This window comes from Escherichia sp. MOD1-EC6098 (assembly GCF_002965865.1).
Taxonomy (GTDB): domain Bacteria; phylum Pseudomonadota; class Gammaproteobacteria; order Enterobacterales; family Enterobacteriaceae; genus Escherichia; species Escherichia marmotae.
In genome coordinates this window covers 148,007-162,255 of record NZ_PTSN01000001.1, presented here as the reverse complement: position 1 = coordinate 162,255, position 14,249 = coordinate 148,007, and the positions used below count along the sequence as shown (strand labels likewise).

Sequence of the window (14,249 nt, the reverse complement as noted above, 5' to 3'; positions counted from 1 at the left end):
ATGTGGAAAACACTGCATCAACTGGCGATCCCACCACGGCTGTACCAAATCTGTGGCTGGTTTATACCGTGGCTGGCAATCGCCAGTGTGGTCGTGCTTATCGTTGGCTGGATCTGGGGATTCGGCTTCGCTCCGGCTGATTATCAGCAGGGAAATAGCTACCGCATTATCTATCTACATGTGCCTGCGGCGATCTGGTCGATGGGCATTTATGCCTCAATGGCGGTGGCGGCGTTTATCGGCCTTGTCTGGCAGATGAAAATGGCCAATCTGGCGGTGGCGGCGATGGCTCCCATTGGTGCCGTGTTTACCTTTATTGCCCTGGTTACCGGTTCCGCATGGGGAAAACCGATGTGGGGGACCTGGTGGGTATGGGACGCACGTCTGACCTCTGAACTGGTGTTGCTGTTTCTGTATGTTGGTGTGATTGCGCTGTGGCACGCTTTCGACGACCGCCGTCTGGCGGGGCGTGCGGCGGGGATCCTGGTGCTGATTGGTGTAGTAAACCTGCCGATTATTCATTACTCCGTGGAGTGGTGGAACACCCTGCATCAGGGATCAACGCGGATGCAGCAAAGTATCGATCCGGCGATGCGTTCGCCGCTGCGCTGGTCGATTTTTGGTTTCCTGCTGCTGTCTGCCACGCTGACGCTGATGCGGATGCGTAATTTGATTTTGCTGATGGAAAAACGCCGTCCGTGGGTGAGTGAACTGATACTGAAAAGAGGCCGTAAATGACCCCTGCATTTGCTTCCTGGAATGAATTTTTCGCAATGGGCGGTTACGCCTTTTTTGTCTGGCTGGCGGTAGTGATGACTGTTATTCCGCTGGTGGTGTTGGTCGTGCACTCGGTGATGCAGCATCGCGCAATTCTGCGTGGCGTGGCGCAACAACGGGCGCGTGAGGCGCGTTTACGTGCTGCGCAACAGCAGGAGGCTGCATGAATATTCGCCGTAAAAACCGCTTGTGGATTGCCTGTGCCGTGCTGGCGGGGCTGGCGCTGACTATCGGTCTGGTGCTGTATGCGCTGCGCTCGAATATCGATCTTTTCTATACGCCGGGGGAAATTCTCTACGGCAAGCGTGAAACCCAGCAGATGCCGGAAGTCGGTCAGCGTCTGCGCGTCGGCGGGATGGTGATGCCGGGTAGCGTGCAGCGCGATCCTGACTCGCTGAAAGTGACCTTCACCATTTACGATGCTGAAGGCTCAGTGGATGTCTCTTACGAAGGCATTCTGCCGGACTTGTTCCGTGAAGGGCAGGGCGTTGTGGTGCAGGGCGAACTGGAAAAAGGCAATCATATCCTCGCGAAAGAAGTACTGGCGAAACACGATGAAAACTACACACCGCCAGAAGTCGAGAAAGCGATGGAAGCTAATCACCGTCGCCCGGCCAGTGTTTATAAGGATCCAGCATCATGATGCCGGAAATTGGTAACGGACTGCTGTGCCTGGCATTAGGGATTGCGCTGCTGCTGTCCGTCTATCCTTTGTGGGGCGTGGCGCGTGGAGATGCGCGCATGATGGCCTCTTCTCGCTTGTTTGCCTGGTTGCTGTTTATGTCTGTGGCTGGCGCATTTCTGGTGCTGATCAATGCGTTCGTGGTGAACGACTTCACCGTCACCTACGTGGCCAGCAACTCTAATACCCAGCTTCCGGTGTGGTATCGCGTGGCGGCCACCTGGGGCGCGCATGAAGGCTCGCTGCTGCTGTGGGTGCTGCTGATGAGCGGCTGGACCTTTGCGGTAGCGATTTTTAGCCAGCGTATTCCGCTGGATATCGTTGCCCGCGTACTGGCGATAATGGGAATGGTCAGCGTCGGCTTTTTGCTGTTCATTCTCTTTACCTCTAACCCGTTCTCCCGCACGCTGCCGAACTTCCCGATTGAAGGGCGTGATCTTAACCCGCTGTTGCAGGATCCAGGGCTGATCTTCCATCCGCCTCTGCTCTATATGGGTTACGTCGGTTTCTCGGTGGCGTTTGCTTTTGCCATTGCATCTTTATTGAGCGGACGTCTGGACAGCACCTACGCACGTTTTACCCGTCCCTGGACGCTGGCGGCGTGGATCTTCCTGACGCTTGGCATTGTACTTGGTTCTGCGTGGGCTTATTACGAACTTGGTTGGGGCGGCTGGTGGTTCTGGGATCCAGTAGAAAACGCCTCGTTTATGCCGTGGCTGGTGGGTACTGCGCTGATGCACTCGCTGGCGGTGACTGAACAACGTGCCAGCTTCAAAGCGTGGACATTATTGCTGGCAATCAGTGCCTTCTCGTTGTGTCTGCTGGGAACTTTCCTTGTGCGCTCCGGCGTGCTGGTATCGGTACATGCATTTGCGTCTGACCCGGCGCGCGGCATGTTTATCCTCGCCTTTATGGTGCTGGTGATTGGCGGTTCGCTGCTGCTGTTTGCCGCGCGTGGACACAAAGTTCGCTCACGCGTAAACAATGCGCTGTGGTCGCGGGAATCTCTGTTGTTAGCGAACAACGTTTTGCTGGTCGCCGCGATGCTGGTGGTACTGCTGGGGACGCTGCTGCCGCTGGTGCATAAGCAACTCGGGCTGGGCAGCATTTCGATTGGCGAACCGTTCTTCAACACCATGTTTACCTGGCTGATGGTGCCGTTTGCGTTGTTGCTTGGCGTTGGCCCGCTGGTGCGCTGGGGGCGCGATCGTCCGCGTAAAATCCGCAATTTGTTGATTATCGCCTTTATTAGCACGCTGGCGTTGTCGTTGCTGTTACCGTGGCTGTTCGAAAGCAAAGTCGTGGCGATGACGGTACTCGGTCTGGCAATGGCCTGCTGGATTGGTGTGCTGGCGATTGCCGAAGCGGCGCTGCGTATTTCGCGTGGCACCAAAACAACCTTCAGCTACTGGGGAATGGTGGCGGCTCACCTGGGGCTTGCAGTGACAATTGTTGGTATCGCCTTCAGTCAGAACTATAGCGTTGAGCGTGACGTACGCATGAAGTCTGGCGATAGCGTCGATATTCATGAGTATCGTTTCACATTCCGCGACGTAAAAGACGTTAGCGGTCCTAACTGGCGTGGCGGCGTGGCGACAATCGGCGTGATGCGTGACGGCAAACCGGAAACGGTGTTGTATGCAGAAAAACGTTATTACAACACCGCTGGTTCGATGATGACCGAAGCGGCAATTGATGGCGGCATCACCCGTGACCTGTACGCGGCGCTCGGTGAAGAGCTGGAAAACGGTGCGTGGGCTGTACGTCTTTACTACAAACCGTTTGTTCGCTGGATCTGGGCGGGCGGACTGATGATGGCGTTGGGGGGGCTACTGTGCCTGTTTGATCCTCGTTATCGCAAGCGCGTGAACCCGCAAAAAACTGCGCCGGAGGCTGTATGAAGCGCAAAGTATTGTTAATTCCTTTGATTATCTTCCTGGCGATTGCTGCAGCGTTGCTGTGGCAATTGGCACGTAATGCTGAAGGAGATGATCCGACCAATCTGGAATCGGCGCTTATTGGCAAGCCAGTGCCGAAGTTTCGCCTTGAATCACTGGATAATCCAGGTCAGTTTTATCAGGCGGACGTGCTGACTCAGGGCAAGCCGGTGCTGCTGAACGTCTGGGCGACCTGGTGCCCGACCTGCCGTGCGGAACATCAATACCTGAATCAGCTTTCTGCGCAGGGTATCCGCGTGGTCGGTATGAACTATAAAGACGACAGGCAGAAAGCGATTAGCTGGCTGAAAGAGCTGGGCAATCCTTACGCGTTAAGTCTGTTTGACGGCGACGGCATGTTAGGGCTGGATCTGGGCGTCTATGGCGCGCCAGAAACGTTCCTCATCGACGGCAACGGCATCATTCGCTATCGCCATGCGGGCGATCTCAATCCCCGCGTCTGGCAAGAAGAAATCAAGCCGCTATGGGAGAAATACAGTAAGGAGGCCGCACAATGAGGTTTTTATTGGGCGTGCTGATGCTGATGATCTCCAGCTCGGCACTGGCGACCATCGACGTGTTGCAGTTTAAGGATGAAGCACAGGAACAACAGTTCCGTCAGCTCACTGAAGAACTGCGCTGCCCGAAATGCCAGAACAACAGCATTGCCGATTCCAACTCGATGATTGCCACCGACCTGCGACAGAAAGTGTACGAACTGATGCAGGAAGGCAAGAGTAAGAAAGAGATTGTTGATTATATGGTGGCGCGTTACGGCAACTTCGTTACTTACGATCCGCCGTTAACGCCGCTGACCGTGCTGCTGTGGGTGCTACCGGTGGTGGCTATTGGCATTGGCGGTTGGGTGATTTACTCCCGTTCGCGGCGTCGGGTGCATGTGGCGCAGGAGGAGTTTCCCGAACAAAGCATGCCGGAAGGTAAGCGTGCCGGATATGTTGTTTATCTGCCGGGTATTGTGGTGGCGTTAGTTGTGGCTGGCGTCAGTTACTACCAGACCGGCAATTATCAGCAGGTAAAAGCCTGGCAGCAGGCCATGGTGCAGGCTCCGGCACTGCTGGACAGGGCGCTGGATCCGAAAGCTGAACCGTTGAATGAAGAAGAGATGTCGCGCCTCGCGCTGGGGATGCGTACTCAACTGCAAAAAAATCCGGGAGATATTGAAGGCTGGATTATGCTGGGTCGCATTGGGATGGCGCTGGGTAATGCCAGTATTGCGACCGATGCGTATGCTAACGCGTATCGCCTCGACCCGAAAAATAGTGATGCGGCGCTGGGTTATGCTGAAGCACTGACGCGTTCTTCTGATCCCAACGACAACCGCCTGGGTGGAGAGTTGTTACGCCAACTGGTGAGAAGCGACCACAGCAATATTCGTGTGTTAAGCATGTATGCGTTTAACGCCTTTGAACAGCAGCGATTTGGCGAAGCCGTTGCTGCGTGGGAGATGATGTTGAAGCTCTTACCCGCCAACGATACCCGTCGAGCGGTGATTGAACGCAGTATCGCGCAGGCGATGCAGCATTTGTCGCCGCAACAAAGTAAATAAGAAGAGGCCCGATGGTGACGCCATCGGGCTTTTTTTACTGTGCCCCGCGTTGTTGCAGGAACAAAATAGTTGCTGCCACGCGTGAGCGGACATTGAGTTTACGCAGCAGATTGCGAATGTGTACTTTCACTGTTTGCTCGGAAATATTCAACACTGAGGCAATCTGCTTATTAGACAGCCCCTGCGCCAGTTCGTGCAGAACATCCAGTTCACGCTCCGTCAACACACTGAAGGGATCTTCCTCTGCGCCAAACATTTCACGTTCGCGTAAGTACTGATTGACGCGTTCGCTAAAGACTTTGCTGCCTTTTGCCCCGGCGCGAATCGCTTCCAGCAGTACTTCCGGGTCGCTATCTTTCAACAGATAACCGTCAGCGCCTGCGTCTATCAACGCAAACACATCACTGGAGGCATCTGAAACGGTCAGAATAATAATTTGCGCGGTAACGCCATCCCTGCGCAAGGCATTGAGGGTATCCAGGCCACTCATACCTTTCATATTCAGATCCAACAAGATCACGTCGATATCCAGTCGATTCGCCAGATCGATAGCACTTGCGCCGTCGCCCGCTTCAGCGACCACTTCAAAGCCAGGATCAAGTTCCAGTAACTGACGAACACCGCGTCGCATAAGTGGATGATCATCCACAATCAGCACCTGAAAAGGCGTTGCTTCAGGCATAGTAGTCTCCTGAGGTTTTATTAGAATCATTATGTTTGAGCGTAGCGTTGGAAACGCTACCAGGCGCGTGAATGTTACCCCATTTTATGTATGGGCATGTAGTAAAACTGCAAGTGTGGGTTGCGGGACAACGTGTAGATATAAAAAAACCAGCCATAACAGGCTGGTTCTTAAGGGATTTTTGGTCGGCACGAGAGGATTTGAACCTCCGACCCCCGACACCCCATGACGGTGCGCTACCAGGCTGCGCTACGTGCCGACTCGTGGCTGCTAATACTACCGTTTTCCACACCGATTGCAAGTAAGATATTTTGCTAACTGATTTATAATTAATCAGTTAGCGATGAAACGCTTCTCGTCTGTCAGCACCTGCAATAACAAACTTAACTGTGGTTTTTCGTCTTTCACTCTTTCACCATGTAAGTTGTAAGTGCGGTATTTACCATTATTGTTCAGCACCAGCGTCATTTTTGGCGTGGTGATTGCCAGCGTATCGTTATCCGCTGCGGTAACCCAATAATGACGGCGTTCAGGATTGAACAAATCCTGACCTTGCGAATATTCGCTGGCAGGCGTACTGACGTGCAGCAGGCGTTGCATCAACGTGGTCATTAGATCGGTATGATCGGTCAGGGTATTAATACGCTGCGCCGGTGTGCCCGGCCAGTGGATCACTAACGGCACCTGAAGATGACCGTGGGACCAGTCAAAGGTTTCTTCCTCTTCGCTCAGTGGAATACCCCGACCGGCAGTAATAATCACCACCGTATTGTCCAGCTTGCCAGAATCACGCAGCGCATTTAACACACGGTTGATCTGCTCATCAACATTGCCTGCTGCCCGGCTATATTTATGGGTAAATGCTTGCTGGTTGCTATCGTCAATGTTGGTGCCATTGAAAGATACCCATGAGAACCAGCGATTATCTTCTTGCGCGTAGCGGCTCAGCCAGTTGATCCACTGCGTGGCGGTCTGAGCATCGGATTGCGTGCGAACGCTTGGCATTGAGAAGTCTGACAACAATGCCTGGCGATACAACGGGCTGGTAAAGCCATCGGATGAGAATAACCCAAGCTGATAGCCTTGCTGGTTAAGCGCGGTAATTAACGCCGCAGGCGTGCGGGTCGACAGAATGCCATCCATATAACTTGGCGAGATGCCATAGAACAGGCCAAAGATGCCGTTGTCGGTGGTGTTGCCCGAACTCATATGGCGTGTGAATGAAATATTTTGCTCGGCAAAACCCGCCAGTGCAGGCATCTGTTTCTCATAGCGTGAATAGTTCAGGCCATCGACAGTAATCAGCAAGACGTTCTGTCCGGTGCCCATATCGCGGTAGCGCAGTTCGCTTAACGGATACTGTACGGAAACGGCGTCCGGATTGCCTTGCTCAATAAGACGGCGTTGATACTCCTGTGCATCAAGCAGGCCATGCTTCTCAAGAAAACGTCGCGCCGTCATCGGATACGAAAGCGGCAGATTGGCGCGCTGCATGGTGATTGGGCGATAGAAATTGGCATCGGCCCAGATATACACCACGTGCGAGGCGATAAAGGCGATAAATAAGAATGCGGCCAGCGGACGGGCGAAGCGCCGACGACGTGTCAGGCTGCGCAGCTTTTGCCAACTCCACGTCGCGAACACCAGTTCAAGCAATAAAATAACCGGCACGCTGATGAACATCAGTTGCCAGTCGCGCGCCATCTCATTCTCGTCCGGGTTGATAACCAACTGCCAGACGATGGGATTAAGATGGAGATGGAAACGAGTAAAGACTTCGCTGTCGATCAGTAACAGCGTCATTCCCGCCGTTGCCAGAATGACGGATAAAAACCTCATCAGCCTCTGGGAGCCGATGATAAAGGTCAGCGGGAAGAGGATCAGCAAGTAGGTGGCGAACACCAGGAAGCTGAAATGGCCGATAATGCTTACGTAGGAATAAATACGACCAGCAAGTGTTGTCGGCCAGTCAGCGATAAACAGGTAACGGCTGCCTATGACGAGTGAAAGCAGAATATTGAACAGTGCAAACCAGTGCCCCCAACTGACCATTTGGGAGACTTTTTCACGGTAGCGCTGATGATGAGTTACCATAACCTGTTATCTGTTTCCCTTAGTGCGCTTTGTCTTCGTTGATCGAGGACTGCAAGGCGCGGGCAAAAGAGTTGGCAATCGCCTGGCGTTGAGCCGGGGCAATGCTGGTATTGATAAGGTTAGTGACCATGTTGCCTAACACCATCAGGGAAAGGTCGGTCGGAGCCTTATGTTTTTCCAGTACGTTGAGCAGCTCTGCGAGCAATTGTTCAACCTGTTCATCACTGTAGCGGGAAATTTGTGGCATAAATCGAAATCAGTTAGTTGATGAAAGGGCAACATATTACCGTAGCAACGGTTTTTTTTCTGCTTTTTTATACTTTAAATCATTCGCGTTACGCTGCCTTCTGTAAAATGGCTGCCATCTTTTATTGCGTCGCTTTACCGGCGGTGATTGAATACCGCCCGGTCTTAAAGGAGAGTTTATCATGAGTCTGGATATCAACCAGATTGCTCTGCACCAGCTTATCAAGCGTGATGAGCAGAACCTTGAGCTGGTGTTGCGCGATTCATTGCTGGAGCCGACGGAAACCGTCGTTGAGATGGTGGCAGAACTGCATCGGGTCTATAGCGCTAAAAATAAAGCCTACGGCTTGTTCAACGAAGAGAGTGAACTGGCGCAGGCGTTACGTTTGCAGCGCCAGGGCGAAGAAGATTTTCTGGCATTTAGCCGCGCGGCAACCGGTCGCCTGCGTGACGAGCTGGCGAAATACCCCTTTGCTGACGGCGGTTTTGTGCTGTTTTGCCACTACCGTTATCTGGCTGTGGAGTATCTGCTGATTTGCGTGCTGAACAATTTAAGCAGTATGCGCGTTAACGAAAACCTCGACATCAACCCGACCCATTATCTTGATATCAATCATGCGGATATTGTGGCGCGTATCGATTTGACCGAGTGGGAAACTAACCCAGAATCGACCCGTTATCTGACTTTCCTGAAAGGACGAGTAGGGCGCAAAGTGGCTGATTTCTTTATGGACTTCCTCGGTGCCAGCGAAGGGTTGAATGCGAAAGCGCAAAACCGCGGTTTGTTGCAGGCGGTTGATGATTTCACTGCCGAAGCGCAACTGGATAAAGCAGAACGGCAAAATGTTCGCCAGCAGGTTTATAGCTACTGTAATGAGCAATTGCAGGCGGGCGAAGAAATCGAGCTGGAATCGCTGTCAAAAGAGCTGGCGGGCGTCAGCGAAGTGAGCTTCACGGAATTTGCGGCTGAAAAAGGGTATGAACTGGAAGAGAGCTTCCCGGCAGACCGCAGCACACTGCGTCAGTTGACGAAGTTTGCCGGTAGCGGCGGTGGCTTGACCATTAACTTTGATGCGATGCTGTTAGGTGAACGGATTTTTTGGGATCCGGCGACCGATACACTGACCATTAAGGGCACACCGCCGAATCTGCGCGATCAATTGCAGCGCCGGACTTCTGGCAGCAATTAATCGGTTTGGTGTTATGAATGCCAGATACGGTGTGAACGCTTTATCTGGCCGACAAAAAACAACCATACCGTAGGCCTTATAAGACGAGCAGCGTCGCATCAGGCATAATCTGCAGATACAAAAAACCCCGCCGGAGCGGGGTTTCTTACAACTTATTCAGCAATTAAGCGCGAACGAAGTCGATGTGCTGCAGCTTCGGTTTGTACGGGTGACGCTGTACATCCTGAGCTTTAACTTTGATTTCTTTACCGTCAACAACGATGGTCAGAACTTCGCTGTAAAATTCAGCTTTAACTTGCATGTTCATGACTTTGTCGTGATCCAGCTCAATTGCCAGCGGCGCTTCGTTGCCACCGTAGATGATTGCCGGGAATTTGTTAGCGGCACGCAGGCGGCGGCTCGCACCCTTACCCTGCTCTTTACGTACTTCTGCGTTGATAGTAAACATTTCTTTCTCTCTTAATTGATTCCTGCTACAGGCGACCCAGCAACAGGTAAGTGATCTGCTTTGCGTATGCAAAAGCGGGCGAGATTCTATACTCAAACGCCTTTCACATCAATCAAAACTACCATTAACCGCGTAATTCGTGCGCCCGACGAAAACGGCCTTCGTAATCGAACACTTTTTCACGAACCTGCCAGTACTGGCCTTTCATTCGTGCAACGACAAAATCCGGGTGGCGCAGCAACGCTTGCTGGGCGAGGATATCGGCGGCGGTTATCCAGCGCAGAGGGATGCCCGGTGTGCGCGTATGCGGGCGGATAAAAAGCTGTTCGAAGGCGGTTCGCTGGGCGGGTGTTTGCAGACGGAAGCGCTCACTCACATCAGCACCATCTTCATCGTAATAGGTGATTTTCAGCCATTCGCCTTTTTCATCGTGCCCATGCTGTAAAGACATGCCGCTACAGCGTAGCACCAGAGCATCTTTCAACCGTAGCGCCGCTTTTAACATATCATCCGGATCAACCAGAATGGTGTCGCACTCGCGGCAGCGGCGCGCGGCAATGTCATTTTCTGCATTGCACTGGGGGCAGTTTTTAAAGCGGAAGCGAAAATCACACTGTTCGCGATGCCCGTCGTCATCTTCGAACCATCCCTGACAACGGCGACCAAAGTGTTCAATCAATGTGCCGTCGGCGGTTGTTTTGCCCCAAAACGTGTTGGCAAAGCCGCAGGCAGGGCAGAAAACCTGCACCGGGACGTTGTCACTTTTGCCTTTCGGCGTACCTACTTCCGGGGCGTAGAGATCGTGAGGGTTACCTGCATAATCAAGAATTAAGCAATCTGTCTTACCCGGAGCCAGACGCAGACCACGCCCGACAATTTGTTGGTAAAGACTTACCGATTCGGTAGGGCGCAGAATGGCGATAAGATCGACATGTGGCGCGTCAAATCCGGTGGTCAGTACCGCAACGTTGACCAGGTAGCGAAAACGCTGGGCTTTAAAATCTTCAATTAATACATCACGTTCAGCGCCGGGCGTGTCGCCGGTAATAAGCGCGGCATCTTCGGCGGGCAGTAGACCAACGATCTCTTTTGCGTGTTCGACCGTCGCGGCGAAAATCATCACCCCTTTGCGCGTTGCGGCGAACTCCATAATCTGGCTAATAATGTGTGGCGTAATGCGTTGCTGTTTTTTCAGCTCGCGGTTGAGATCAGCTTCGCTGAACAGCCCGTTGCTCTGTGCCTGTAAGCGGCTGAAATCATATTGCACTACCGGCATATCCAGCCGTTCCGGTGGTGTCAGATAACCGTGTTTAATCATATAGCGCAGCGGTAACTCATAAATGCAGTCCCGGAAAAGGGCTTTCTCGTCGCCGCGCACCATGCCGTGATAATGAAACTGATAGATCCAGCCTTTCCCCAGCCGAAAGGGCGTGGCAGTCAGCCCCAGCAGGCGTAAGTGGGGATTCACTTTTGTCAGGTGAGTAAGGATTTGCTGATACTGGCTCTCTTCGTCGTCGCCAATACGATGGCATTCATCGACAATCAACAGTGAAAATTCACTCTGAAAGGCGTCGAGATTGCGGGCGACCGACTGTACGCTGCCAAATACTACTTTACCGTGGCTCTCTTTGCGCTTTAGTCCGGCAGCAAAAATATCCGCTTCCAGCCCCAGCGCCTGATATTTTGCATGGTTTTGCGCTACCAGTTCTTTGACGTGTGCCAGCACCAGCACGCGACCACGCGCCAGCCGTGCCAGTTCCGCTATCACCAGACTTTTACCCGCACCGGTAGGGAGTACGATAACGGCAGGAGTTTTATGACGACGAAAATGGTTGAGCGTGGCATCCACGGCTTCTTGCTGATATGGACGGAGTGTAAAAATCATGGTCTCGCGTAGGTAGATTATTCTGCTAATAGTATGCCACGGATCTTTTTCCCTTGAGGGAAGTTATTAGACCGCTATACTGGGCAGACAACAGTTCAGATTTTCGGGTCAATGCCCGACCTCCGTTTTTACAGGCAAAATCACACACATGCGACTTGATAAATTTATCGCACAGCAACTCGGCGTTAGCCGTGCTATTGCCGGGCGTGAAATCCGCGGCACTCGTGTCACCGTCGATGGCGAAATCGTCCGCAATGCAGCGTTTAAACTGCTTCCTGAACACAGTGTGGCTTACGATGGTAACCCGTTGGTACAGCAACATGGCCCACGTTACTTCATGCTCAATAAGCCTCAGGGCTATGTTTGTTCCACGGATGACCCGGATCACCCAACGGTGCTCTATTTTCTTGATGAACCTGTAGCATGGAAACTGCATGCGGCAGGGCGGCTGGATATCGATACTACCGGTCTGGTGCTGATGACCGACGATGGTCAGTGGTCGCACCGCATTACTTCTCCACGTCATCATTGCGAGAAAACGTACCTGGTGACGCTGGAATCACCCGTAGCGGACGACACGGCAGAGCAATTTGCTAAAGGTGTACAACTGCATAACGAAAAAGATCTCACTAAGCCTGCGGTGCTGGAAGTGATTACCCCAACGCAGGTTCGTTTGACCATTAGTGAAGGGCGTTATCATCAGGTGAAACGTATGTTTGCCGCTGTGGGTAACCACGTGGTTGAACTGCACCGTGAACGTATTGGCGGCATTACGCTGGATGCAGATTTAGCACCCGGTGAATATCGTCCGTTAACTGAAGAAGAAATTGCCAGCGTCGTTTAACACTTTAATGACTTTCAGGAGCCAGTTGTGACCACCCGACAGCATTCGTCGTTTGCTATTGTCTTTATCCTTGGCCTGCTGGCCATGTTGATGCCGCTGTCGATTGATATGTATCTGCCTGCGCTGCCGGTGATTTCTGCCCAGTTTGGTGTGCCTGCGGGCAGTACGCAGATGACTCTGAGTACTTATATTCTGGGGTTTGCGTTGGGGCAGTTAATCTACGGGCCGATGGCGGATAGCTTCGGGCGCAAGCCGGTTGTCCTCGGTGGTACATTGGTGTTTGCCGCGGCGGCGGTGGCGTGCGCGCTGGCGCAAACCATCGATCAGTTGATTGTGATGCGTTTCTTTCACGGTCTGGCGGCGGCAGCGGCCAGCGTGGTTATCAATGCCCTGATGCGCGATATTTACCCGAAAGAAGAGTTCTCGCGGATGATGTCGTTCGTTATGCTGGTGACCACCATCGCGCCGCTGATGGCACCGATTGTTGGCGGCTGGGTGCTGGTGTGGTTGAGCTGGCATTATATTTTCTGGATCCTCGCTGTAGCGGCGATTCTGGCTTCGGCAATGATCTTCTTCCTGATCAAAGAAACCTTGCCGCCGGAGCGTCGCCAGCCGTTTCACATCCGTACCACCATTGGTAACTTTGCCGCGTTGTTCCGCCATAAGCGTGTCCTGAGTTATATGTTGGCCAGCGGTTTTAGCTTTGCCGGGATGTTCTCGTTCTTAAGCGCCGGACCGTTTGTCTACATTGAAATTAACCATGTCGCACCGGAAAACTTCGGTTATTACTTTGCGTTAAACATTGTTTTCCTGTTTGTGATGACCATTTTTAACAGTCGCTTTGTTCGCCGCATTGGCGCGCTGAATATGTTCCGCTCGGGGCTGTGGATTCAATTTATTATGGCGGCGTGGATGGTCATCAGCGCATTACTGGGGCTAGGATTCTGGTCGCTGGTAGTGGGTGTGGCGGCGTTTGTTGGCTGCGTATCGATGGTGTCTTCTAACGCGATGGCGGTAATTCTGGATGAGTTCCCTCATATGGCGGGAACCGCGTCGTCGCTTGCAGGAACTTTTCGTTTTGGCATTGGCGCAATTGTTGGCGCGCTGCTTTCGCTGGCGACCTTTAATTCCGCATGGCCGATGATTTGGTCAATCGCATTCTGTGCAACCAGTTCAATTCTCTTCTGTTTGTACGCCAGCAGACCCAAAAAACGGTGAACTATTGCTCAACAGGGAAGCTAAAAGGCTTCCTTTGTTGATGCATATCAACCACAAATCTATCAATCCCCCGTCATTTGTTTGTTTTATGTAAAATCAATTTATGTAAAAAGTCACATCATTGTAGTTAAAAAGGTTGAGTTAGATCTCAGAAACGGGTACATATAGCCCCGCAAACGTGACCACGCCCGCAGATATTATTTAAATCAGAGCCATAGAGGCCACGCAGGCGAGGCATCAATCTTTACGATCTGTTTAAAGACGGGTTGTTGATGATGTGTTAAAATTAATGTAAATAAATTGTGAATTAAATGTGCTTCCGGGGAAAATAAGTGACTTCATTACAACTCTCAATCGTCCATCGACTGCCGCAGAACTATCGTTGGTCTGCTGGTTTCGCAGGTTCAAAAGTTGAACCGATTCCGCAAAATGGACCGTGCGGTGACAACAGCCTGGTGGCGCTTAAATTGCTTAGCCCGGATGGCGATAACGCATGGTCGGTGATGTACAAACTCAGCCAGGCATTAAGCGATATTGAAGTTCCGTGCTCGGTACTGGAGTGTGAAGGTGAGCCATGTCTGTTTGTTAATCGGCAGGATGAGTTCGCCGCCACCTGTCGACTGAAAAATTTTGGTGTGGCAATTGCCGAACCTTTCTCAAACTACAATCCTTTTTAAGC

15 protein-coding genes and 1 tRNA gene are annotated in these 14,249 nt (G+C 52.3%); 10 read left to right on the top strand and 6 right to left on the bottom strand.

The window, feature by feature from the left end:
* Genes ccmC through ccmH form a run of 6 tightly spaced genes read left to right on the top strand, consistent with a single transcriptional unit; the run spans position 1 to position 4,963 of the window.
* Positions 1–738, top strand: coding sequence for a heme exporter protein CcmC (gene ccmC, locus C0K55_RS00720; RefSeq protein WP_010379429.1), 738 nt, complete (start codon positions 1–3; stop codon positions 736–738).
* Positions 735–944, top strand: coding sequence for a heme exporter protein CcmD (gene ccmD, locus C0K55_RS00715; RefSeq protein ID WP_000186540.1), 210 nt, complete (start codon positions 735–737; stop codon positions 942–944). The genes ccmC and ccmD overlap by 4 nt, the downstream gene beginning before the upstream one ends.
* The gene (gene ccmE / locus C0K55_RS00710; protein ID WP_001026411.1) at positions 941–1,420 is read left to right on the top strand and encodes a cytochrome c maturation protein CcmE; all 480 of its coding nucleotides are present in this window, start codon (positions 941–943) and stop codon (positions 1,418–1,420) included. The genes ccmD and ccmE overlap by 4 nt, the downstream gene beginning before the upstream one ends.
* Complete coding sequence (ccmF, locus tag C0K55_RS00705) at positions 1,417–3,360, top strand: cytochrome c-type biogenesis heme lyase CcmF (protein ID WP_105266536.1); 1,944 nt, start codon at positions 1,417–1,419, stop codon at positions 3,358–3,360. Before ccmE ends, ccmF begins: the two co-directional genes overlap by 4 nt.
* A complete protein-coding gene (dsbE, locus tag C0K55_RS00700; RefSeq protein WP_000824445.1) occupies positions 3,357–3,914 on the top strand; it encodes a thiol:disulfide interchange protein DsbE in 558 nt (185 codons plus the stop codon). The genes ccmF and dsbE overlap by 4 nt, the downstream gene beginning before the upstream one ends.
* Positions 3,911–4,963 carry a cytochrome c-type biogenesis thiol:disulfide oxidoreductase CcmH gene (ccmH, locus tag C0K55_RS00695; RefSeq protein ID WP_001211603.1) on the top strand — a complete coding sequence of 351 codons (1,053 nt, stop codon included), beginning with the start codon at positions 3,911–3,913 and terminating at the stop codon, positions 4,961–4,963. The genes dsbE and ccmH overlap by 4 nt, the downstream gene beginning before the upstream one ends.
* Before the next feature lie 34 nt (positions 4,964–4,997).
* Here ccmH and narP read toward each other — a convergent pair whose 3' ends face one another.
* The 4 genes from narP to C0K55_RS00675 form a co-directional block, all read right to left on the bottom strand.
* Positions 4,998–5,645 (bottom strand): nitrate/nitrite response regulator protein NarP, encoded by a 648-nt coding sequence (narP, locus tag C0K55_RS00690; RefSeq protein WP_001516729.1) that lies wholly within the window; start codon positions 5,643–5,645, stop codon positions 4,998–5,000.
* Positions 5,646–5,827: 182 nt separating this feature from the next.
* Positions 5,828–5,904, bottom strand: a tRNA-Pro gene (locus C0K55_RS00685).
* A gap of 74 nt (positions 5,905–5,978) precedes the next feature.
* Positions 5,979–7,739, bottom strand: coding sequence for an LPS biosynthesis-modulating metalloenzyme YejM (gene yejM, locus C0K55_RS00680; protein ID WP_000256124.1), 1,761 nt, complete (start codon positions 7,737–7,739; stop codon positions 5,979–5,981).
* A 19-nt stretch (positions 7,740–7,758) separates the two neighbouring features.
* Entirely contained in the window at positions 7,759–7,986 is a 228-nt protein-coding gene (locus C0K55_RS00675; RefSeq protein ID WP_001135667.1) for a YejL family protein, read from the bottom strand.
* 181 nt (positions 7,987–8,167) lie between these two features.
* Here C0K55_RS00675 and yejK point away from each other — a divergent pair, with 181 nt between their 5' ends.
* Positions 8,168–9,175, top strand: coding sequence for a nucleoid-associated protein YejK (gene yejK, locus C0K55_RS00670; RefSeq protein WP_000050774.1), 1,008 nt, complete (start codon positions 8,168–8,170; stop codon positions 9,173–9,175).
* A 163-nt stretch (positions 9,176–9,338) separates the two neighbouring features.
* Here the strand turns inward: yejK and rplY are convergent, their stop codons facing one another.
* The gene (rplY, locus tag C0K55_RS00665) at positions 9,339–9,623 is read right to left on the bottom strand and encodes a 50S ribosomal protein L25 (protein WP_000494188.1); all 285 of its coding nucleotides are present in this window, start codon (positions 9,621–9,623) and stop codon (positions 9,339–9,341) included.
* A gap of 124 nt (positions 9,624–9,747) precedes the next feature.
* The gene (locus C0K55_RS00660) at positions 9,748–11,508 is read right to left on the bottom strand and encodes a DEAD/DEAH box helicase (RefSeq protein WP_000578097.1); all 1,761 of its coding nucleotides are present in this window, start codon (positions 11,506–11,508) and stop codon (positions 9,748–9,750) included.
* 148 nt (positions 11,509–11,656) lie between these two features.
* Here C0K55_RS00660 and rsuA point away from each other — a divergent pair, with 148 nt between their 5' ends.
* The 3 genes from rsuA (at position 11,657) to C0K55_RS00635 (ending at position 14,247) form a co-directional block, all read left to right on the top strand.
* Positions 11,657–12,352 (top strand): 16S rRNA pseudouridine(516) synthase RsuA, encoded by a 696-nt coding sequence (gene rsuA / locus C0K55_RS00650; protein ID WP_001234858.1) that lies wholly within the window; start codon positions 11,657–11,659, stop codon positions 12,350–12,352.
* A gap of 27 nt (positions 12,353–12,379) precedes the next feature.
* Positions 12,380–13,570, top strand: coding sequence for a multidrug efflux MFS transporter Bcr (bcr, locus tag C0K55_RS00645; RefSeq protein WP_000213385.1), 1,191 nt, complete (start codon positions 12,380–12,382; stop codon positions 13,568–13,570).
* Between the two features lie 332 nt (positions 13,571–13,902).
* The gene (locus C0K55_RS00635) at positions 13,903–14,247 is read left to right on the top strand and encodes a YejG family protein (protein WP_000202798.1); all 345 of its coding nucleotides are present in this window, start codon (positions 13,903–13,905) and stop codon (positions 14,245–14,247) included.
* Positions 14,248–14,249: the final 2 nt, after the last annotated feature.

Excerpts from the sequence above, each read along its gene's own strand:
- ccmC (WP_010379429.1), top strand. The coding sequence starts at position 1 with ATGTGGAAAACACTGCATCAACTGGCGATCCCACCACGGCTGTACCAA.
- ccmD (WP_000186540.1), top strand. The coding sequence starts at position 735 with ATGACCCCTGCATTTGCTTCCTGGAATGAATTTTTCGCAATGGGCGGT.
- ccmE (WP_001026411.1), top strand. The coding sequence starts at position 941 with ATGAATATTCGCCGTAAAAACCGCTTGTGGATTGCCTGTGCCGTGCTG.
- ccmF (WP_105266536.1), top strand. The coding sequence starts at position 1,417 with ATGATGCCGGAAATTGGTAACGGACTGCTGTGCCTGGCATTAGGGATT.
- dsbE (WP_000824445.1), top strand. The coding sequence starts at position 3,357 with ATGAAGCGCAAAGTATTGTTAATTCCTTTGATTATCTTCCTGGCGATT.
- ccmH (WP_001211603.1), top strand. The coding sequence starts at position 3,911 with ATGAGGTTTTTATTGGGCGTGCTGATGCTGATGATCTCCAGCTCGGCA.
- narP (WP_001516729.1), bottom strand. The coding sequence starts at position 5,645 with ATGCCTGAAGCAACGCCTTTTCAGGTGCTGATTGTGGATGATCATCCA.
- yejM (WP_000256124.1), bottom strand. The coding sequence starts at position 7,739 with ATGGTAACTCATCATCAGCGCTACCGTGAAAAAGTCTCCCAAATGGTC.
- C0K55_RS00675 (WP_001135667.1), bottom strand. The coding sequence starts at position 7,986 with ATGCCACAAATTTCCCGCTACAGTGATGAACAGGTTGAACAATTGCTC.
- yejK (WP_000050774.1), top strand. The coding sequence starts at position 8,168 with ATGAGTCTGGATATCAACCAGATTGCTCTGCACCAGCTTATCAAGCGT.
- rplY (WP_000494188.1), bottom strand. The coding sequence starts at position 9,623 with ATGTTTACTATCAACGCAGAAGTACGTAAAGAGCAGGGTAAGGGTGCG.
- C0K55_RS00660 (WP_000578097.1), bottom strand. The coding sequence starts at position 11,508 with ATGATTTTTACACTCCGTCCATATCAGCAAGAAGCCGTGGATGCCACG.
- rsuA (WP_001234858.1), top strand. The coding sequence starts at position 11,657 with ATGCGACTTGATAAATTTATCGCACAGCAACTCGGCGTTAGCCGTGCT.